Origin of the sequence: Mesorhizobium sp. B2-1-3 (assembly GCF_006442495.1) — a bacterium.
Taxonomy (GTDB): Bacteria; Pseudomonadota; Alphaproteobacteria; order Rhizobiales; family Rhizobiaceae; genus Mesorhizobium.
The window spans coordinates 16781-37834 of sequence record NZ_VFWL01000005.1; the positions used below are offsets into that span (position 1 = coordinate 16781).

The following is a 21054-nucleotide window of genomic DNA, read 5'->3' on the forward strand; positions in this document are numbered from 1 at the left end:
AACCATCGATGTTCGCCCTTTCTTATCCAATCCCGCCGACACTCCGGCCCAACTTGGCGCGCGATGTGGGACGGGAACCGGATCGTCTGCCTGACAGAGCCCGACGCAGCCAGTTGTGCGGGCGTCGCCGGACGGCTACCCTTATCCGGTGGCATGATGCCGTTCGAGAAAATTGAGAAAAGCCTTCATGAAGGTCGTTGAACGCTACATCATGCGCCGCGCTTTCGTGGTCTTTATTGCAGCGCTGGCCTGGACGCTGGCCATTGTCTGGACGACGCAGGTGCTGGCCAAGATCGACCTCGTCACCGACAGCGGCCAGTCGGCGCTGACCTTCTTCGAGGTTGCGGCCCTCATTCTTCCCTCGATCATTCCGATCGTGGTGCCCTTCGCGCTCGTGGTGGCGGTTGCCCAGACGCTCAGCGTCATGAATTCGGATTCGGAGCTCGCCGTCGTCAACGCAGCGGGCGCCTCGCGCTGGACCATCGTGCGGCCGATCATGATTCTCGCGGCCGCGGCCAGCGTCTTTTCCTTCGCCGTCGACAACGGCATCGACCCTTACGCGCGCCAGAAGAACCGGATGCTGGTGGCGGAGTCACGCGCGGATCTTCTGTCGCTGATCATCCAGGAGGGCACATTCCGCAAGATCGATGATGGGCTGTTCCTGCAGATAGGCGAGCGGCTTCCCGACAACCGGCTGGGCGGCATCTTCGTCGCGGATTCGCGCGAGGAAGGCGTCAACCTCGTCTACTATGCCAAGACGGGCAGCATCATCGAACGCGGCGGCGAAAAGGTGCTGATGATGAATGACGGCGTCATCCATCGAAAGACACTGACCGGCGACCTCTCGGTCATCCGCTTCACCTCCTATGCCTTCGACATGTCGGCCTTCATGGCGGCAGCGTCGGAGGTGACGCTGATGCCAAAAGACCAGACGACCCAGTACCTGCTCAACCCGAGTGCCAACGACAAGGTCTACCAGCAGCGCCCGAACGAATACCGGGCGGAGGTCGACCAGCGGTTCTCGGAATGGCTCTATTCCATGGTTTTCGCCTTGATCGCACTCGCGGTCGCCGGAGACGCACGCTCGCATCGCGAGGCGCGCGTCAATCCGCTGATCACGGCCATCGCGATATCGCTGTTCGTGCGCTGGCTGGGCTTCTTCGCCGCCAGCAAGGCCGACGAGGTCCCGCAATATGCGTATATGGTCTACGGCGTGCCCATCGTGTCGTCGGCGGTGGCAATTTGGTTCATCGCATCCAACCGGACGATGGAACTGCCAGTGGCCTGGGCAGATTGGCTGACGAATCTCGCCAGCCGGATGGCTGACGCCTGGAATGCCGTCAAGCTGCGCCTGTCCCGGCGCAGCGCCTCGGGCCAGGGGGTCAGCTAATGGGCTGGACGCTGGGACGCTACTTCTTCTTCCGCTATGTCACGATCACCGTGTGGTTCTTCATCGGCCTGCTTGCGCTGGTGTTCCTGATCGATTTCACCGAGCTTTCCGGCCGCACGACCGGCCTGCCCGGCTTCACCTATGGAACGGCGCTGGCCATTTCCGGACTCAGGATGCCGATGATCATGCTGCAGACCGTGCCGTTTGTCGGTCTCTTCTCGGCGATGGCGACGCTGGTCTCGCTCAACCGCAGATATGAACTGGTCATAGCGCGCTCAGCCGGCGTTTCGGCCTGGCAGTTCCTTCTGCCGTGCTGCATCGGAGCGCTGTTGTTCGGCGTCCTGTCGGTCGGTCTCATCAACCCGCTCGCAGCGCACGCCTTTTCCTGGTCCGAACAGATCGAAACCCAGTTGCGCTCGGGCAAGTCGAATACGGTGTCGGCCGACGCCGCGCCCTGGATCCGGCAGAAAACCAGCTCCGGAGACACCATCATCGGAGCGCGCGCCATCCTCAATCAGGGCCTGGAGATGGCTGACGCTGTCTTTTTCATCCTCGACCCGCAAGGCGATATCGTCGAGCGCAAGGATGCCGCGCGCGCCTATCTGCGGGACGGCTACTGGGAATTGCAGGACGTCAAGACCTTCAGGAACGGCACCATCCAGCCTGCGGCAAACGATCGCGTGCCGACCAATCTGAAGCCCGAATTCGTGCAGGAGCGGCTGGCGCGCCCGGAGACCATTCCATTCTACGATCTGCCGGGAAAAATCGAGGTTGCCCGTTCTTTCGGTCTCAAGGCAAATGCCTTTGCCATGCAGTTCGATTCGCTGGTGGCGTTGCCGTTCCTGCTCGTCGCCATGACGCTGATTGCGGCAACAGTTTCAATGCGATTTGCGAGGATGGGGCAATCAGCAACGATGATTCTGGGTGGCGTCGTTGCCGGGTTTCTGCTTTATGTCGTTTCGGTGCTGGTGAAGGCATTCGGCGTGGCGGGGTTCGTGCCGACTGTCGTAGCTGCCTGGGTGCCGGTCGTGGTAGCTATGTTCTTCGGGGTGACTTTCCTGCTATACAAGGAAGACGGCTAGTGAGGGAGGCCTTTTTGCCCAGTAACAGGCAGGCCGGTTTGGCGCGCCTTTATGCGGCGACCGCCTTGGCATGCCTGTTTGCATGCGCGGTTCCGCTGCCTGCGATCGCGCAGGATGTCGGCGACATGGCGACCAAGGTGCCGTCCGGCTCGCAGATGCTGCTGGCGGCCGATACGCTGGTCTATAACAACGACAATCAGACCGTGACCGCCGTCGGCGGCGTGCAGATCGACTATGGCGGCAACCGACTTGTCGCGCAGAAGGTCGAGTACAACCGCAACACCAAGCGCATGGTCGCAAGCGGCAATGTCGAGGTGATCAACAGCGACGGCACCAAGATCAATTCGGATCATATCGACATCACCGACGACTTCGCCGACGGTTTCGTCAACGCGCTCCGCGTCGAAACCATCGACAAGGCCTATTTCGCCGCCGAAAGCGCCGAACGCATGGGCGGCGTGCTGACCACCTTCCACAATGGCGTCTACACTGCCTGCGAACCGTGCGAGGACAAGCCCGACAAGGCGCCGACCTGGCGTGTGAAGGCCAGGAAGATCATCTGGAACGGCGAAAAGAAGACGGTCCGCTTCGAGAACGCGAATTTCGAATTCTTCGGCTTCCCGCTCGCCTACCTGCCGGCGTTCGAGATCGCCGACCCGACGGTGAAGCGCAAGAGCGGCTTCCTGATCCCCGGCATCGTCTTCAAAAGCGATCTGGGCGTGGGGGTAAAGGTCCCCTATTATTTCGCGCTCTCGCCGACCTACGACCTGACCGTCACCGGCACCGGCTTTACCAAGCAGGGCTTTCTCGGTGAGGCCGAGTGGCGCCAGCGCTTCAACAATGGCGAATACAGCCTGAAGATCGCGGGGATTCAGCAGCGAGACCCCGATGCCTTCATCGACGCCGCCGGCCGCAATATCGATTCGGGCGAGGCCGGCGATCCCAACAAATTCCGCGGCATGATGGGCACACAAGGCCAGTTCGCCATCAATTCGCGCTGGAATTTCGGCTGGGACGTGCTGCTGCAGACCGACAAGAACTTCTCGAATACCTACGCCATCGACAAATACAACGGGTACGTTCACCAGTCGTCGGTTTACCTGACGGGGCTCGACGGCCGTAATTATTTCGACCTGCGCGCCATGCATTTCGAGGTGCAGGAAAACACGCTCGACAGCAGCATCGCTGCGCGAAGCGGCCAGCAGCCCTGGGTGCTGCCCTCGCTCGACTATGCCTACATTCCGGATACATCGGTCGCAGGCGGCCAGCTGTCGTTCAACGTCAATTCGCGCGTCATCCGCCGCGATGACCTCGACGAGACCTATTTCACTCCCTACTTCCCCCCTTCAGGCACCCAACGTGTGCGCGGCATCGAGGGCGAATCCGGCCGGCTCACCGCCCAAGCCGAATGGAAGCGGTCATTTGTCACCGATGACGGGTTGGTGCTGACACCCTTACTGGCGCTGCAGGGCGACGTCGACTATGTCAACGCGTCATCAGCTTCACTCGCAGCCGTCAACCAGATGGCGACCAATTTGGGCGAGCAGGATGATATGCGCTCCTCTTTCGCCCGCTATATGGCAACCGCCGGACTCGAGATGAGCTGGCCGCTGCTGTTTTCCATGACCAGCGGCTCCAGTCATGTGTTCGAGCCGATGGCGCAGGTGTTCTTGCGCCCGAACGAACAATATGTCGGCGGCCTTGCTGTGCCGAACGAAGATGCCCAGAGCATGGTCTTCGACGCGAGCACCTTGTTCGAGCGCGACAAGTTCTCCGGCTATGACCGCATCGAAGGCGGCTCGCGCGCCAATGTGGGCCTTCGCTATTCCGGTTCCTACATCAACGGCTGGGGCACCAACGCCATCTTCGGCCAGTCCTACCAGATCGGCGGCGAGAACTCCTTCGACGCGCCGGACCTGGTCAATGTCGGCGCCTATTCGGGCCTCGAAAACACCAAGTCGGACTATGTTGGCCTGTTTGGCGTCAGCAGCCCGAACGGGTTCGCCGCCTCGGTCAGCGGCCGTTTCGACGAGCAGAGCTTCGAGGTTCGCCGCGCCGAGGTAAAGGCCGCCTATTCCGGCCTGCCGGTATCGCTGAGCGCCAAATACGCCTTCATCCAGGCTCAGCCGCTCTATGGCTTCACCACCGACCGCCACGAGGTCACGCTCGGCGCGTCCACGCATCTTGCCGAGAACTGGCGCGTGTTCGGGACGGGAACCTATGACCTCGAGGAAAGCCTGCTGGTCAAGGACGGGGTCGGTTTCGCCTACAATGATTCCTGCTTCACCTATCTGATGACGTACTCGCAGTCGCGCGACCTGAACACCAGGGAGGTGACGCAGAGCATCGGCTTCAACCTGTCGTTCCGCACCCTCGGCGATTTCGGATCGTCGAGCAGCGCCTTCGACACCACCCAGTAGCCCGCGACATCGTTTCGCCGCATAGGGCTGGCAGGGACTTCACAAACCCCGAAGAAGGATGAAGTTGGGCGGGACCGGGATAGAATTGGGATGTTTGCGATGAGGAAATACCTCTTTTCAGCAGGGTTGGCGCTGCTTGTGGCGGCGACATCCGTGTCGATGACCGTCATCACGCCGCCGGCTTTCGCCAGCGAGATCAAGTACGTCGTCAACGACATACCGATCACCAGCGGCGACATCGCGCATCGCGCCGCCTTCCTCAAGCTGCAGCGCAAGAAGGGCGACGCCGGCCAGGAAATGATCGATCAGACCTTGCGCATGGCCGAAGCCAGACGGCTTGGGATTCACATCAGCGACGCGCAGGTCGAGGCCGCGTACCAGCGCTTTGCCTCGAGCAACAAGATGCAGCTCAGCCAGCTCGACGGCGTCATGGAAAAGTCCGGCGTCAGCAAGGGCCATTTCAAAGAGTTCATCCGCGCCCAGATGGCCTGGAATCAGGCCTTGAGCGCGCGGTACCGTTCCGGCGAGGGCGGCAGCGTGACCGAGCAGGACGCGGTCAGGCGCATGCTCGACAAGGGCGGCTCCAAGCCGAGCGCCACTGAATACATGCTCCAGCAGGTCATCTTCGTCGTGCCGGCGGCCGAACGCAGCGCGACGCTGGGCAAGCGCAAGCGCGAAGCCGACGCCATGCGTGCCCGCTTCAATGGCTGCAACACGACGCGGCAGTTCGCCAAGGGCCTGATCGACGTCACGGTTCGCGATCTCGGCCGGGTGCTGGCGCCGCAACTGCCGCCGGACTGGGCCGAGCAGATCAAGGCCACCAAGGTTGGCGGCGCCACGCCGACCCGCCAAACGGAGCGCGGTGTCGAGTTCATCGGCATCTGTTCGTCGCGCGAGGTGTCCGACGACAAGGTCGCCCAGATGGTGTTCCAGAGCGAAGGCTCCAACGACAAGGCAGCCGACGATCTCAGCAAGAAATATGTCGACGAGCTGAAGGCAAAAGCCCGCATAGTCAAGCGCTGAGGTGGACAGGGCGATGCGCGCGCTGGCGTTGAGCGTCGGCGATCCATCCGGCATCGGGCCGGAAATCGCGATTGCCGCGTTTCTGGCGCGTACAGCCGCAGCCCTTCCGCCCTTCTATCTCCTCGCCGATCCCGCGCTGATCGCCTCGCGGGCGCGCCGCCTCGGCGTTTCGCTGCCTATCGAGGAAACGACGCCAGCGCAGGCAACCGAGGTCTTTGGCCACGCACTGCCGGTCGTTACGCTGGCTGCCCGCTTCATCGACAGCCCCGGCCAGCCGGACCCGGCCAATGCGGCGGGCATCATCGAAGCGATCGATCGGGCGGTGGCCGCTAGCCTCGCCGGCGACGCCGCGGCCGTCGTCACGTGCCCGATCGCCAAGAAGCCGCTCTACGACGCCGGCTTCCGCTTTCCCGGCCACACCGAATATCTGGCGTATCTGGCGGCGCGGCACAGCGGCGTGGAAGCGATGCCGGTGATGATGCTGGCAGGCCCCGACCTGCGCACCGTTCCCGTCACCATTCACATCGCGCTGGCCGAAGTGCCGAAGGCGCTGACCACCGACCTGATCCTCGCCACGACGCGGGTCACCGCCGCCGACCTCAGGGACCGCTTTGGCATCGCCAACCCACGGCTCGCCATCGCCGGCCTCAATCCGCATGCGGGCGAGGATGGCTCCATGGGCCAGGAGGACCAGCGCATCATCCGACCGGCGATCGAGATCCTGCGAGCCGAAGGCATCGACGCGTTCGGGCCATTGCCCGCGGATACCTTGTTCCATGCCCGGGCCCGGGCAGGCTACGACGTGGCGCTGTGCATGTATCACGACCAGGCGCTGATACCGGCCAAGGCGCTGGCCTTCGATGAAGCGGTCAATGTCACGCTCGGCCTGCCCTTCATCCGCACCTCGCCCGACCACGGCACCGCCTTCGGTATCGCCGGCAGGGGCATTGCCCGGCCCGACAGCCTGATGGCGGCGCTGCGGCTCGCACGGCAGCTGGCCGACACCGACGCCAAACTTGTCACGCAATGAGGCTCAACTCATGAGCATGGATGGGCTGCCGCCGCTGCGCGAGGTCATCGAGCGCCACGGTTTGCAGGCAAAGAAGGCACTGGGCCAGAATTTTCTGTTCGACCTCAACCTGACCGGCAAGATAGCGCGCGCCGCCGGCAGCCTGGCGGAGACGACGGTGATCGAGGTCGGCCCCGGCCCTGGCGGGTTGACAAGGGCCCTGCTTTTCAACGGCGCGCGCAAGGTCGTCGCCATCGAGCGCGACGAACGCTGCCTGGCGGCCCTCGCCGAGATATCGGCCCATTATCCCGGACGGCTGGAGGTCGTTTCCGGCGACGCTCTGAAGATCGACTTCCCGACGCTTGCCGCGACCGCCGGAGACGGCGGTCCGGTCAGGATCGTGGCCAACCTGCCCTACAATATCGGCACGGAACTGCTGGTCCGCTGGCTGACCGTCGCGGATTGGCCTCCCTTCTATGCCTCGATGACCCTGATGTTCCAGCGTGAGGTGGCCCAGCGTATCGTCGCCGCGCCTGGCAGCGAGGCCTATGGCAGGCTCGGCGTGCTGGCGGGGTGGCGCACGCAGGCCAGGATAGCGTTCGACGTGCCGCCCCAGGCGTTCACACCGCCGCCCAAGGTGACCTCCTCCGTCGTGCATCTCGAGCCGCGCGCGACACCGCTATGCGCCGACGTGAAAAAACTCGGCCGCGTCACGGAAGCCGCCTTCGGCCAGCGCCGAAAGATGCTGCGGCAGAGCGTTAAGAGCCTCGGCGGCGAGGCCCTGCTCGAACGCGCCGGGATCGACCCGACCCGGCGCGCCGAGACGCTCGATGTCGAGGAGTTCGTGCGGCTGACCAACGCGGTGTAACACCGCCGGCCATGGAAGCGCCGCGCAATTTGATCCGTGTCGAGCGCACAATTCGAACTACACGCCCAACACCGCTTTAACGCGCTCGCGCGTGTAGGGCAGGTCATAGATGCGTTTTCCCGCCGCATGGCGGAAGGCATTGGCGATCGCGCCGGCTGTCGGGCCCTGCGCTGCTTCCGCGACGCCGAGATAGGGCGTGCCGGGATTGTCGACGACATGCACTTCCACGCTGTCCGGAACGGCGCTGAAGCGCAGGATCGGATAAGCCGACCAATCCGCGCTCAGGATGCGGGTGTCGTCGAAATGGACGGCCTCGAAAAGCGTCCAGCTCAGCGACTGCAAGATACCGCCTTCGGTCTGGTTGATGATCGAATCCGGCGCCACCGCTTCGCCGCAGTCGACCGCCGAGACCACATGCGAGATAGCGATCGCGCCGCTGTCGCGATCGACCTCCGCTTCAAGCGCGACTGCGAGATAGGCGGCGTGGTTCTTGTACTTGGCGAAGGCGAACCCCCGGCCGCGGCCCTCCGGCATAGGATCATTGCTCCAGCCGAATTCTTGCGCCGCAACCTCGATCACCTTCCTGGCGCGCGGGTCCTTCATGTGCCTCAACCGGTATTCCACCGGGTCGGCGCCGGCCGTGAGCGCCAGCTCGTCCATGAAGCTTTCGATCGAGAAGACGTTGCAGTAGGCGCCGAGACCGCGCAGCGACGAGACGCGCACCGGCATGTCGGCGACGAAATGCCAGTTCACCCGCTGGTTCGGCACATCGTATAGCGGGATGGCGTTGCGGTCGCCATTGCCGAGCGGCGAGATCTGCAGCTTGGCCGGATCGGGCGGGAAATGCTTCGCCACCAGCCGGCCGGCGATCAGCGAACCTGCCGTTCCCGGCCGCGTGCCGTGACTGTTGCTCCACAGATCATAGTGCCAGTTGACGATCTTGCCGCCGGCGTCGAGCGTTGCGCTGGCGCGCGTCAGCATGCCAGGGCCATAGGGCTCCCACAAATGCTCCTGATCGCGCATCCACTGCACGCGCACCGGCGTGCCGGGCAGCGCCTGCGCGATCAGCGCGGCGTCGGCCGCCGCGTCGTCGGCGCCATTGTGGCCGTAGCAGCCTGATCCCTCGGTGTGGATGCAGCGCACCTTTTCCGGTCCGACGCCGAGCATCTCGGCGATCGCCTTGCGGTCTGGATAAACGCCTTGAGTGTGCGTCCACACCGTGATGAGACCCTTGTCCGACAGGGCAACGGCAGCGGAGGGGCCGATCGACCCATGCATCTGGTAGGCGCGGGTGAACTGCGCCTGCAGCGTCTTTGCGCCGGCTGCCGTTTCCGCGCCGACCGAAGTCACGGTGCCGACCTCGGCGACCGAGCGTTCGAGGAAGGCGGGGATATTGTCCTGGTCCGGCAAGGCCGGCTGCACCTGCCACTTCGCCTTGGCGGCCATGGCGCGCATGGCCTGGACCGCCTGGAATTCCTGCCTGGCCACCACGGCCAGGAAGTCGCCGTCGCGGATCACCGCCACCACGCCCGGCATCGTCTTGATGGCGGCCTCGTCGACGCTGACGAGCTTGGCCAAATAGCTTGGTGGGCGAACGACGCGGGCATGCACCATGCCGGGAAGCCGCATGTCCTGGACGTAGGCCTCGCCGCCCGTCACCTTTGCCGGAATATCGACGCGGGCGAACGGCTTGCCGATCGCGTGATAGCTGTCCGGCGATTTCAGCGCCGTGTCGGCCGATGCGTCCACATGCAGCAAATCCGCTACCACGAGTTCGCCATAGCCCACGGACTTCCCGTCCGGCCCGGCGATCCTGCCGCTTGCCGCCTTGAGCTGGTCGGCCGGAACACCGAGCTTCTCGCTGGCCTTGGCGACCAGGATCTGGCGCACCTGCGCCGAGGCGTAGCGTATGGCGGTGCCGCTGTTCTGGATCGTCTGGCTGCCGGCGGTATAGCCCTCGTTCGGCGTCAGCGCGGTATCGGCGGTGATGAGCTTGATGGCCGCCGGCTCGACCTCCAGTTCTTCGGCGGCGATCTGGCGCAGCGACGTCCTGGTGCCTTGGCCGAGCTCGGCCTTGCCGGTGAAGACGGTGATCGAACCGTCGGCATCCAACCTGATCCAGGCGTCGAGCGAGGGGGTATCGGCAAGGCTGCCCGGCAGTTTCTTGGCCGGGGCCGGCGTCGCGGGCGTCTGTGCCGAGGGCGCCGCCTCCTGAGCCTGCACGGGAATGGTGAAGGACACGACCAGCGCGCCGGTCCCGGCGAGAAAGCCGCGTCGTGTCAGGTCGGGAAAGGTCGGCGCGTTCATCATGCCCTCCCTGCGGCCGCGGCCGGCGCGAGGCCGGCCGATTTCGATTTCATCAGGTCGCGCGCGCGACTCACTGCCCGCAGGATGCGCATATGCGTGCCACAGCGGCAGAGGTTGGGCTCCAGCGCCTGCCTGATATCGGCCTCACCGGCATCGGGTTTGGCCTCGAGCAGCGCTTGCGCCCGCATCATCATGCCGGCGATGCAATAACCGCATTGCGCCGCCTGCTCCTCGATGAACGCTTTCTGCATCGGACCCGGGTTCTCGATCGTGCCCAAGCCCTCGACGGTCTTGACCTCGCGGCCCTCCACCAGCATCGCTGGCGTCAGGCAGGAGAAGACGGGCTTGCCGTCCACCATCACCGTGCAGGCGCCGCATTGGCCAAGGCCGCAGCCGAACTTGGCGCCGTTCAGCTTCAAATCGTTGCGCAGCACGTAAAGCAGCGGCGTCGCGGGATCGACGTCGACGTGGTGGGAGATGCCGTTGACGTTGAGATTGATCATCTGTCCTTCGCTCCTACATTGTCCGGGCCGCGCTCGATGCCGTCCGAGGGCCGGACGCTGACTTGGTATTTTCCGCTCCTGGTGTCGGCGATCCTGGCGGCCGCATCCTGCCAGGCCGGCTTGCCGGCAAAGGCATCGCGCAGATAGGCCAGCAGGTTATTCACCTGGTCGTCCTTCAGCGTCGCTGCGAATCCCGGCATGATGGCGCTCGGGCGCCCACTCGCCGCCGGCAGGCCAAACAGCACCGTGTTGATGACGTTCTGCGGATCTGGCGCGTTGACCGCGCTCGACAGATGGAAATTGATACCGCCGAAAGGCGGCGGACGGCTGCCGTCGTGGCAGGTGGCGCATGCCGCCTGGTAGATGACGGCTCCACGCGCCGCCGGCGTATCGGCGGATGTCGGCGCCACGCCGGCGGTCGACGCCGGGTCGGCCGCGGCGCGGCCGCGGATGGCCCGCGCGGCGGCCGTCCGTTCGGCGGATGGTTCGCCCATGAGCGACATGACGTAAGTGGCCATGGCGTCGATGTCGGCATCGGGAAGCCGGCCGAGATTGCCCGTCACTTCGCCCATCGGGCCATTGGCGACGCCGTGGTCGGCATGCCAGCCTTGCCTGAGATAGGCAAACAGGCTGTCATGCGTCCACGGTATCGGCGCCGGTGAAGTGCCCTCGAGCGCAAAGGCCGTCCAGCCTTCGGCCTCGCCGCCGGCCATGTGCGACCCCTTCTCTTCCGCGCCGAACCGATTGCGCGGCGTGTGGCAGGCGCCGCAATGACCGAGCCCATCGACCAGATAGGCGCCGCGGTTCCACTGCGTGCTTTGCGACGCATCGTTTTGATAGGCGCCCCTGTCGAAGAACAGCAGCTTCCAGCCGGCCAGCACCAGGCGCATATCGAGCGGGAAAGGCAACTCGTTCGGAGGCGGCGGGTTGTTCACCGGCTGGCGCGTCATCAGATAGGCGTAGAGCGCGCGGTTGTCCTCATCGGAGACACGCGTGAAATGATCGAATGGGAAGGCCGGGTAGAGATGCCTGCCCTCGCGGTCGACGCCTTCGCGCATGGCGCGGTTGAAGGCTGCCTGCGACCAACGGCCTATGCCGGTCTGCGGATCTGGCGTGATGTTGGTCGAATAGATGGTGCCGAACGGCGTCGGCACGGCGAGCCCGCCGGCATAGGACTTTTCACCGGGCCTGGTGTGGCAGGAGGTGCAATTGCCGACCGAGGCCAGCACAGCGCCTTTCTCGATCAACGCCGGGTCGAACGACGATCGTTGCGGCGGCTCGACAGGATCGATTGCCGGCTTCCAGGCATAGGCGAAAAATCCGGCGCCGCAGACAATGATGATGGCAAGAACGCCCAGCCAGAAGCGTTTCAAGATCTGCTCTCCCTCATGGCGGTACGCTGAAACGCTGCCGCCCCGGCCGTTACCGGCGCCGCGGACGCGTTCGTGCGGGAGAAACTAGGGGCGCTGCCCTCTTCGTCAATTGTCTGATTTATGGCGCCGAAAAGCGCATCTTGCAGGCGCGACCTGCCCGGGCACATCGTTTGGTGCTGCCGGCCTTCGGCTTGTCCGCCGGCCCATCTTCGTGGGCAAAGGAAAGGCTAGCTCGTCTTCTCGTCCAAAAGTCCCGAGACGAAGTCGAACAAGCCGGGCCGACGATCGCGCCGCAACCGCTCGGCGACAACGATGCCGCGCACTTCGGCGAAGGCGCGATCGAGATCATCGTTGACGATGACGAAATCATACTCCTTCCAGTGCTCGATCTCGTTGCGCGCGTTCTTCAGCCGCGTCTCGATCACCGCTTCCTGATCCTCGGCGCGGCGCTTCAGCCTTGCCTTCAACTCCTTCATCGACGGCGGCAGGATGAAGATCGAGACGATGTCGGCGCGCATCTTCTCCTTGAGCTGCTGGGCGCCTTGCCAATCGATGTCGAACAGCATGTCGCGCCCTTGAGCGAGCGCAAGTTCCGCCGGTTCGCGCGGTGTCGCGTAGCAATTGCCATGCACCTCCGCCCATTCGAGCAGGGCGTCCGAATCGCGCAGCCGCTCGAACTCGCGCATGGTGCGGAAATGATAGTGAACGCCTTCGATCTCCGAGCCGCGGCGCGGCCTGGTGGTGACGGAGACCGACAGTTCGAGGCTGGAATCGCTCTCCAGAAGGTTGCGCGCAATTGTCGACTTGCCGGCGCCCGACGGCGACGACAGCACGAGCATCAGGCCCCGGCGGCGAATGCGGGACCCTAAATCCCTGGCGACCATCGGCTACTCCAGATTCTGGACCTGTTCACGGAACTGATCGACCACGGCCTTCAGTTCCAGTCCAATGGCGGTGACCGCGGCAGCGTTCGACTTCGAGCACAGCGTATTCGATTCGCGGTTAAATTCCTGTGCTAGAAAATCGAGCTTGCGTCCGATGGCGCCGCCGCCGGAAAGCAATGCACGACCGGACGTCACATGCGTCTTCAAGCGGTCGATCTCCTCGCGAATATCGGCCTTGGTGGCGAGGAAGGCGGCTTCCTGGTGCAAGCGGCCGACATCGAGGTTGGCCGAAGCATCCATCAAGAGCCGCACCTGTTCGGCGAGGCGCTCGCGGATAGCCGCCGGTTCGCGCGACGGATCCGCTTCAGCGCCCAGCGTCAGCGCCTCGATGGCGTCGATGTGGCCCAGCAGAAGCGTGCGAAGTGCCGCGCCCTCACCCTCGCGGGACCGCTCCAGCCCCTCCAGCGCCACATCGAGGGCCGCCATGACGGCGTTGTCGAGCGCCGTGCGCACATCCTCGGTTTCGGTGGTCTCGGGAATATCGAGCACGCCGCGCAGCGACAACAATCCGTCGGCGGTCGCAGGAGCAACACCAAATTGTTCCTCGATCCGCTTGGCGAGCCCGGCCAGGTCCTTGAGGAAGGCCTCGTTGACAACGGGCTGGGACTGCATTCCGGCGGCGCGCGTGATGGTCAGCGTCGCCTGAAAATTGCCGCGCGCGAAACGTTTCTGAAGCGTCTGCCTGATGGCCGGCTCCAGCCGCTCGAAGCCCTGCGGCAGCCGCAGCCGCACCTCGACGCTCTTGCCGTTGACGGATTTGACCTCCCAGGCAATCGAGGTGCCGTCATGCTCGGCGACAGCACGCGCAAACCCGGTCATGCTCTGCAAATTCATGGTGCCTGCATACCCCCTGGCGCGTACTACGGATACTGCTTGATCCGGCCTCGCGCACCTTCAGAAAGCCGAAATGCCCGCCTGCCAATCGGCTTACGAGGCGCCCCGATAAATCCAAACGCTCCTGTCTTCAACCGATAGCGTGGACGAGCTGGAAAAACCGTGCGCCGCTACTGGGCCGCCCCCGCGTCGCCGTCAATGGGCGCGTCGGTCTGCCCCTCCACCTTGGCATCAGCCTTGGCCGCGTCGTCGACTTGCTTCTTCTGCTGGGCTCGATAGCGCGCGACGTTCTCATTGTGCTCGTTAAGCGTGGCGGCGAAGACGTGTCCGCCAGTGCCGTCGGCAACGAAATAGAGGTCGTCGGTCTTTGATGGATTGGCTACCGCCTCCAGCGCCGCGCGGCCGGGATTGGCGATAGGCGTCGGCGGCAGGCCGTTGATCACATAGGTGTTGTAGGGCGTCGGCTTCTGGATGTCCGACTGATAGATCGGCCGGTCGGCGGGTTTGCCCTTGCCGCCGAACAGACCGTAGATGATGGTCGGATCGGATTGCAGGCGCATGCCCTTGGCCAGCCGGTTCAGGAAGACCGCGGCGACGCGCGAGCGCTCATCGCCCTTGCCTGTTTCCTTCTCGACTATCGAGGCCAGCGTGACGAACTCGTCAATGCTGGCGAGCGGCAGGTCGGCGGCGCGCCGCTGCCAGACCTCCTCGACCAGCTTCTTCTGGTCGGCCAGCAGCTTGTCGATCATCTGCTGGCGCGTGGCGCCGCGCGTGAAGCGCAGCGTATCGGTGGCGAGACTGCCCTCTGGAGGCACGGTGGCCGGCATGTCGCCGCTCAAGGCGGGCTCGCCTGCGATGCGCGCCAGCGCCTGCTCGACTGTCAGCCCTTCGGGAATGGTCAGCGAGTACATGACCGACTTGCCGCTCTTCAGCAATTCCATGATGTCGCGCATGGACGCCCGGGGCTTGATCTCGTATTCGCCGGCCTTCAGCGCCGAATCATTGCCGAAGGCCCTAACGCCAAGACGGAATATGCGGGCGTCGCTGATCAGGCCGCGCCGCTCGAGCTGGTCGGCGATATCCTGGACGCCAGTGTTCGGCTTGACCAGGAAGGTGTCGCCATTGGCCGATGGGCCGGGCTCGGTGAATTCCTGCTTGCCGAAGTAAAGCGCGATACCCGCCGCCAGAACCATCAGCATCACCAAGGAGATGACGAAGTTCATGAACACGACGACCTGACTGCGCGAAGCACGCGAGCGCTTCGGCGGCGGCGTGCCGGCCTCCGGCCGCAAGGCTTCGGCGGCTGTCTTCGGTACGATCGGCCCCGATGTCGCCTGCCCTTGCCCGAACTCTCCGTTGCCGGCCGGATTTGTGTTCATTTCGCCCTACCGTTTGATCTCTCAACGAATCCCCTGCGGCAGAGTAGGGGCGAATATGGCAAAATTGACGACACGCCGAAGCGCCGTCCGGCAGGCGGACGGTCAGCCATTGTAGCGCTGGAAGACCAGTGAAGCGTTGGTGCCGCCGAAGCCGAAGGAATTGGACAACGCCACGTCGATCTGGCGGGCACGCGGCTTGTTCGGCACCAGGTCGATCGCGGTCTCACGCTCCGGATTGTCAAGGTTGATGGTCGCCGGCGCGATGTTGTCGCGGATGGCGAGGATCGAAAAGATCGCTTCGGCAGCCCCTGCCGCGCCGAGGAGATGGCCGATCGACGACTTGGTCGACGACATCGAAATCTTCGATGCGGCATTGCCGACCAGCCGCTCGACAGCGCCGAGCTCGATCGTGTCGGCCATGGTCGAAGTGCCGTGCGCGTTGATGTAATCGACATCGGCGGGCGTCAGCTTTGCCCGGTTCAACGCCGCCGTCATGCAACGGAATGCGCCGTCGCCATCTTCAGCCGGTGCGGTGATGTGATAGGCGTCGCCGGTCAGGCCGTAGCCGGTCACTTCCGCATAGATCTTCGCGCCGCGCGCCTTGGCATGCTCGAGTTCCTCAAGCACGACGACGCCGGCGCCCTCGCCCATGACGAAGCCGTCGCGATCGCGGTCATAGGGCCGCGAAGCCGTTTGCGGCGCGTCGTTGCGCTCGGTCGACAGCGCACGGCAGGCAGCGAAGCCAGCGATCGACAGTCGCGTCACCGGCGCTTCGGCGCCGCCGGCGACCATGACGTCGGCATCGCCCCAGATGATCAGCCGGGCTGCGTCGCCGATCGCATGCGCGCCGGTCGAGCAAGCGGTGACGACGGCATGGTTGGGGCCTTTCAGCCCATGCCGGATCGAAACCTGGCCGGAGACGAGATTGATGATCTGGCCGGGGATGAAGAAGGGGCTGATGCGGCGCGGGCCGCGCTCCTTCAGGATCATCGCGTTCTCGGCGATGCCTTCGATGCCACCAATGCCCGAACCGATCAGAACGCCGGTGGCGCACTGCTCGGCATGGGTCTTCGGCTGCCAGCCGGAATCCTTCAGTGCCTCGTCGGCGGCTGCGATCCCGTACAGGATGAAGTCGCCGATCTTGCGCAGTTCCTTCGGCTCGAGCACCGCCTCGGGATTGAAGGTGGCGTTGCTGCCGTCACCACGCGGAACGACATGGGCGATCTTGCAGGCAAGATCCTCCACCTCGAACTCGGTGATGCGCTTGGCGGCGCTGCGGCCGGTCAGAAGTTCCTTCCAGCTGTGCTCGAAGCCCATGCCGAACGGCGACAGCAACCCAAGGCCCGTGACGACGACACGCCTCATCGCAGGTCCTCCCCGGTGATGACTGCGGAAAGCGTCAGGCCGAAGCCTTGTCGATGTACTTCACGGCATCGCCCACCGTCAGGATGGTTTCAGCCGCGTCATCGGGGATCTCGACGCCGAATTCTTCTTCAAACGCCATGACGAGTTCGACCGTGTCGAGACTGTCGGCGCCCAGATCATCGATGAAGCTCGCCTGCTCCGTCACCTTGTCGGCATCGACGCCCAGGTGCTCGATGACAATCTTCTTGACGCGCTCTGCGGTGTCACTCATTTGGGGCATCCTCGTCTTTTGGTTGTCTGTCTTCGTTAGCGGGCGGAATGCCGCTAATCAAGCTGAAAGATGGTCCCGCCGGAAACGCAATGGCCGCAGACCGGTTTTTGCCCGAACCGCCGGGTTGCGGGCCGCATTACACGAAAAATCGTGGGCGTCCAAGCCGAAATGGTCGCTTTTCACAGCCCGCCCAGGCGTTGCCTGTCGCCGTCTCAAAGCCACCGCGAATGCCCGGGCCCGGCCCGAAATGCATGCTTTGGCCGACCCGATCAGATCATCGCCATGCCGCCGTTCACATGGATGGTTTGGCCGGTGACGTAGCCGGCCTCGTTGGAGGCAAGATAAGCGACGGCGGACGCCACTTCGGCGCTGGTGCCCATGCGGCGCGTCGGGATAGCGGCCATGATCGCCTCCTTCTGCTTGTCGTTGAGCTTGTCGGTCATCGCCGATTCGATGAAGCCCGGGGCGACACAGTTGACGGTTATGCTGCGGGTGGCGATCTCCTGCGCCAGCGATTTGGAAAAGCCGATCATGCCGGCCTTGGAGGCGCAGTAGTTGGTCTGGCCGGGATTGCCGGTGACGCCGACCACCGAGGTAATGTTGATGATGCGGCCGTGGCGACGGCGCATCATCGGATGGGTCAGCTCACGCGTCAGCCTGAACACGGCCGTCAGATTGACTTCGAGCACGCTGTCCCAGTCGGCGTCCGACATCCGCACGAACAGCCCGTCCTTGGTGATGCCGGCATTGTTGACCAGGATGTCGACGCCCTCGAGATCGGCCTCCGCTTTCTGGCCGAGCGCCTTGACCTCGTCGCGGTTCGACAGGTCGGCCGGAAACAGCTTCACCCGGTCGCCCAGGTCGGCGGCCAGCGCCTCCAGTCTCTCGACGCGCGTGCCGTGCAGGCCGACGATGGCGCCTTGCGCATGCAGCACCCTGGCGATCGCCTCACCGATGCCTCCCGACGCGCCGGTGACAAGTGCCTTGCGGCCGGTCAGTTCGAACATGTGTTTTCCTCTTTGGTTTCGGAAGCTCAGCGAGCAACCTTATCTGTATACGTCTCGCGGGTATCCGATTGCCATCACCAACGGAATATCTTCAGCGATACAAGCCGCGCCATCAAATTCACACGCGGCGCCTCACCCGAGCGCCGCCAGTGCGGTTTCGACCTCGGCCGCGGAACCGACCGATGCCGTGGCGATTTCGCGGTTGATGCGCCGGGCCAGCCCTGAAAGCACTTTTCCCGCGCCGACTTCATAGAGCGTGGTGACGCCGTTCGCGCCGAACCACTCCACCGTCTCGCGCCAGCGCACGCGGCCGATCACCTGTTCGAACAGACGGCGCGCAATGATTTCGGGATCGCTGGTCGGAGTGACCGTGACATTGGAGACGAGCGGCACGACAGGCGCGTTCTTGGTTACCCCGGCCAGCGCCTCGCGCATGATCTCGGCGGCGGGCGCCATCAGCGCCGAATGGAAGGGCGCGGAGACCTGCAGCATCAGCGCTCGCTTGGCGCCTTTTTCCGTGCACAGCTTGGCAGCCAGTTCGACCGCTGCCTTGGCGCCGGAAATCACCAGCTGGCCACCGCCATTGTCGTTGGCGATCTGGCAGACCGATCCTTTGGCAGCCTCGGCGCAGGCGGCTTCGACATCGGCCTGCTCCAGTCCGATGATCGCCGCCATGGCGCCTTCGCCGGCGGGCACCGCCGCTTGCATGGCATTGCCGCGGATGCGCAGCAGCCTGGCGGCATCGGCAACCGAGACGAAGCCGGCGGCGGCAAGCGCCGAATATTCGCCCAGCGAATGGCCGGCGACGTAGGTAATCTTGTCCTTCAGCGAGAAGCCGCGCGCTTCCAAGGCCCTGATCGCGGCCAGCGATACGGCCATCAGCGCCGGCTGCGCGTTGGCGGTGAGCGTCAGCGTCTCTTCCGGCCCTTCCCAGATCAGCTTCGACAGGTTTTCGCCGAGCGCGTCGTCGACTTCGCTAAAAACCCTACGCGCCTCGGGGAAGGCATCGGCGAGGTCCTTGCCCATGCCGACAGCCTGGCTGCCTTGTCCCGGAAAGGTGAATGCAACGGCCATGTGTGGGCTCCCAAAGCTCGGTTCTGCTTGCCTGATACACGAATTTTCCTGCCTGTGACGCAACGCGGCCTGCCAAGTCAAGCCCGGTTCGACCCGGCCCCTTGGCAGCTTTGCCGGCCGAGTGCCTGTTCCAAAAGGCTTTTTGGCGATCACTCCTGATGAAAACCGCTCACGAATCGTTTGCTGGCTCTTCTTATTTCCGCCACAGGCGCTAGCTTTGCGTGACAATTCCATGACAATCGAGTGACGGGTCTGTCGCTGGGTGGGGAAGTTAAAGTGGCTAGGATTTCGAAAGGCGCAGGCAAAGCCGCGCCACAGTTTCTGGAAGACGATCCTTCCACCGGCTACCTGCCGGGACGGAAGTGGCCGACCATACGCTATGGGCTGACCAGCCTGCTGATCGCGGCCGTCCTGGTGTTCGCCATCGAATTGATCGTGCGCGGCGACTTCGCCGGCACGGTTTCCTTCTTCCTGCAGCCGCTCAAGCCGGGCTGGACCACGATCGTGGTGTTCGCACTGGTTCTGGTCGGCCTCGATGCCGTTTTCGGCCGCAGCTATCAAAGCCTGATGATCGTCGCGCCGCTGACGCTCTCGCTGGCTTTCATCGGTCACCAGAAATCGCATTATCTCGGCGATCCCCTCTACCCGACCGATTTCCTCTACTCCCGCCAGATCGTGGCGCTTCTGCCGCTTCTGGTGCGTGACCGCCCGATGACTGCCCTTGCCATGATTGTCGGCATTGTCGCCGGCCTGTCGCTGCTCATCTATGGCTGGCGGGTCTGGCGTCGAAAGGTGCCCATACTCAGCCGCAAGGGCCGTCTCGCCCGGCTGACGCTGGCGGTGCCGCTGCTCGCCTTCTTCGTCTCGATCATGGACTATGCCACCTTCTCCTGGACCCGGGACCGGCTGCAGATCATCCCGATTATGTGGGACCAGAAGGAAAATTACGCCTCCAACGGCTTTGCGCTCGCCTTCGCGCTCAACGTGCCGATGGCGCATGTCTCGGCGCCGCCAGGCTATTCGGAAAAGGCGATCGCGGCCATCGACAGGCCGCAGGTGACCGCCTCGGTGCCCCAGGAAAAGCCCGACATCATCGTCGTCATGAGCGAATCCTTCTGGGATCCGACCAAGCTGCCCGGGGTCACCATCACGCCCGATCCGATCCCCAATGTGCGGGCGCTGCGTTCGGGCTCCATGTTCTCACCCGAATTCGGCGGCATGACCGCCAATATCGAGTTCGAGGCACTGACCGGCTTCTCCAACGCCTTCCTGCCGGCCGGCAGCATCCCCTACCAGCAATATGTGCGCACGCCGACGCCATCGCTGGCGACCTTCCTGAAGAGGGAGGGCTACAGGGCGCGCGCCATCCATCCGGGCACCAACTGGTTCTGGAACCGCGGCGCGGTCTATGCCGATTTCGGCTTCGACGACTTCAGATCGGAAGAGACGCTGCCGCCGATGCAAAAGCGCGGGCCGCTGGCATCCGACGCGGCGATGACGGACGAGATCATCAGCGAGGCCGATGCCAGCGATGCCCCGGTGTTCTTCTTTGCCGTCAGCCTGCAGAACCACGGCCCTTACGAGCCGAACCGCTACTACAACCCGACCCACACCGTGCAGGCGCCGATCAGCCAATGGGCGCGTGAATCGCTGCTGAGTTACACCGAGGGCTCGGCCGACGCGGACCGCGGTCTCGAACGCCTGATCGAATGGGCAAAGAAACGCTCTCGCCCCACCGTCATCGCCTTCTTCGGCGACCATCTGCCGCCGCTTGGGCCTGTCTATGTGGAGACCGGGTTCATGAAGGACAATGTCGCGCCGCGCAAGGAGGCTTCCGCCGAGGCGGCGCTGGAGCATCATCAGACGCCACTGGTCATCTGGTCAAACCGCACAGGCCCTGCCAAGGACATGGGCGCCGTCAGCCCCGCCTTCCTGCCCTATCACATCCTGAAAACGGCCGGCATCACCCACCCCTACTATACCGGCTTCCTGGGCGAGATGCGCGAACGCTACCGCGTGGTCGACCGCAATCTGCTGCTGACGCCGGCGGGAGAAGCCACGCCCGATTGGGCGCGGCAAAAGCAGATCGACCCGGCGATCCGCGACTTCCGGCTGCTGCAATACGACATGATGTTCGGCAAACGCCACGCGGCGCCCGACTTCTTCCCCGAAACGGTGGACAAGGTCGTCGCCCATATGAGCTGA

General features: G+C 64.1%; 17 protein-coding genes. 7 read left to right on the forward strand and 10 right to left on the reverse strand.

From position 1 onward, the window contains the following. Positions 1-187: 187 nt before the first annotated feature. From lptF to rsmA, 6 genes are all read left to right on the forward strand, one after another. Positions 188-1390 (forward strand): LPS export ABC transporter permease LptF, encoded by a 1203-nt coding sequence (lptF, locus tag FJ973_RS10810; protein ID WP_140517856.1) that lies wholly within the window; start codon positions 188-190, stop codon positions 1388-1390. Further along, the gene (gene lptG / locus FJ973_RS10815; RefSeq protein ID WP_140494432.1) at positions 1390-2472 is read left to right on the forward strand and encodes an LPS export ABC transporter permease LptG; all 1083 of its coding nucleotides are present in this window, start codon (positions 1390-1392) and stop codon (positions 2470-2472) included. Before lptF ends, lptG begins: the two co-directional genes overlap by 1 nt. Then, positions 2472-4892, forward strand: a complete 2421-nt coding sequence (locus FJ973_RS10820) for an LPS-assembly protein LptD (protein WP_181170890.1) — start codon at positions 2472-2474, stop codon at positions 4890-4892. Before lptG ends, FJ973_RS10820 begins: the two co-directional genes overlap by 1 nt. Positions 4893-4982: 90 nt before the next feature. Continuing rightward, entirely contained in the window at positions 4983-5915 is a 933-nt protein-coding gene (locus FJ973_RS10825; protein ID WP_181167198.1) for a peptidylprolyl isomerase, read from the forward strand. A 13-nt stretch (positions 5916-5928) separates the two neighbouring features. Continuing rightward, entirely contained in the window at positions 5929-6945 is a 1017-nt protein-coding gene (gene pdxA, locus FJ973_RS10830; RefSeq protein WP_181170891.1) for a 4-hydroxythreonine-4-phosphate dehydrogenase PdxA, read from the forward strand. 10 nt (positions 6946-6955) lie between these two features. Then, on the forward strand, positions 6956-7792 hold the full coding sequence (gene rsmA / locus FJ973_RS10835) for a 16S rRNA (adenine(1518)-N(6)/adenine(1519)-N(6))-dimethyltransferase RsmA (protein ID WP_140555744.1): 837 nt from the start codon (positions 6956-6958) through the stop codon (positions 7790-7792). 57 nt (positions 7793-7849) lie between these two features. On the opposite strand, the gene FJ973_RS10840 is transcribed toward rsmA, so the two are convergent. The 10 genes from FJ973_RS10840 to fabD form a co-directional block, all read right to left on the reverse strand. Further along, positions 7850-10099, reverse strand: a complete 2250-nt coding sequence (locus FJ973_RS10840) for a molybdopterin cofactor-binding domain-containing protein (RefSeq protein ID WP_140555746.1) — start codon at positions 10097-10099, stop codon at positions 7850-7852. After that, the gene (locus tag FJ973_RS10845; protein ID WP_140555748.1) at positions 10099-10602 is read right to left on the reverse strand and encodes a (2Fe-2S)-binding protein; all 504 of its coding nucleotides are present in this window, start codon (positions 10600-10602) and stop codon (positions 10099-10101) included. Before FJ973_RS10845 ends, FJ973_RS10840 begins: the two co-directional genes overlap by 1 nt. Then, entirely contained in the window at positions 10599-11975 is a 1377-nt protein-coding gene (locus FJ973_RS10850) for a c-type cytochrome (protein ID WP_140555750.1), read from the reverse strand. The genes FJ973_RS10845 and FJ973_RS10850 overlap by 4 nt, the downstream gene beginning before the upstream one ends. Before the next feature lie 227 nt (positions 11976-12202). Continuing rightward, positions 12203-12859, reverse strand: a complete 657-nt coding sequence (gene gmk, locus FJ973_RS10855) for a guanylate kinase (RefSeq protein WP_140494448.1) — start codon at positions 12857-12859, stop codon at positions 12203-12205. Between the two features lie 3 nt (positions 12860-12862). Further along, entirely contained in the window at positions 12863-13753 is an 891-nt protein-coding gene (locus tag FJ973_RS10860; RefSeq protein ID WP_140555752.1) for a YicC/YloC family endoribonuclease, read from the reverse strand. 170 nt (positions 13754-13923) lie between these two features. Beyond that, positions 13924-15132 (reverse strand): endolytic transglycosylase MltG, encoded by a 1209-nt coding sequence (gene mltG, locus FJ973_RS10865; RefSeq protein WP_140494453.1) that lies wholly within the window; start codon positions 15130-15132, stop codon positions 13924-13926. Positions 15133-15234: 102 nt separating this feature from the next. Further along, positions 15235-16497, reverse strand: a complete 1263-nt coding sequence (fabF, locus tag FJ973_RS10870; RefSeq protein WP_140494455.1) for a beta-ketoacyl-ACP synthase II — start codon at positions 16495-16497, stop codon at positions 15235-15237. Between the two features lie 34 nt (positions 16498-16531). Continuing rightward, positions 16532-16768, reverse strand: coding sequence for an acyl carrier protein (locus FJ973_RS10875; RefSeq protein ID WP_006203723.1), 237 nt, complete (start codon positions 16766-16768; stop codon positions 16532-16534). A gap of 269 nt (positions 16769-17037) precedes the next feature. Beyond that, positions 17038-17775: a 3-oxoacyl-[acyl-carrier-protein] reductase gene (gene fabG, locus FJ973_RS10880; protein ID WP_140494457.1), complete on the reverse strand. Its 738-nt coding sequence runs from the start codon at positions 17773-17775 to the stop codon at positions 17038-17040. A 132-nt stretch (positions 17776-17907) separates the two neighbouring features. After that, entirely contained in the window at positions 17908-18849 is a 942-nt protein-coding gene (gene fabD, locus FJ973_RS10885) for an ACP S-malonyltransferase (protein ID WP_140517846.1), read from the reverse strand. Between the two features lie 276 nt (positions 18850-19125). On the opposite strand from fabD, the gene FJ973_RS10890 reads away from it, so the two are divergent. Then, positions 19126-21054 (forward strand): LTA synthase family protein, encoded by a 1929-nt coding sequence (locus FJ973_RS10890; RefSeq protein ID WP_224646406.1) that lies wholly within the window; start codon positions 19126-19128, stop codon positions 21052-21054.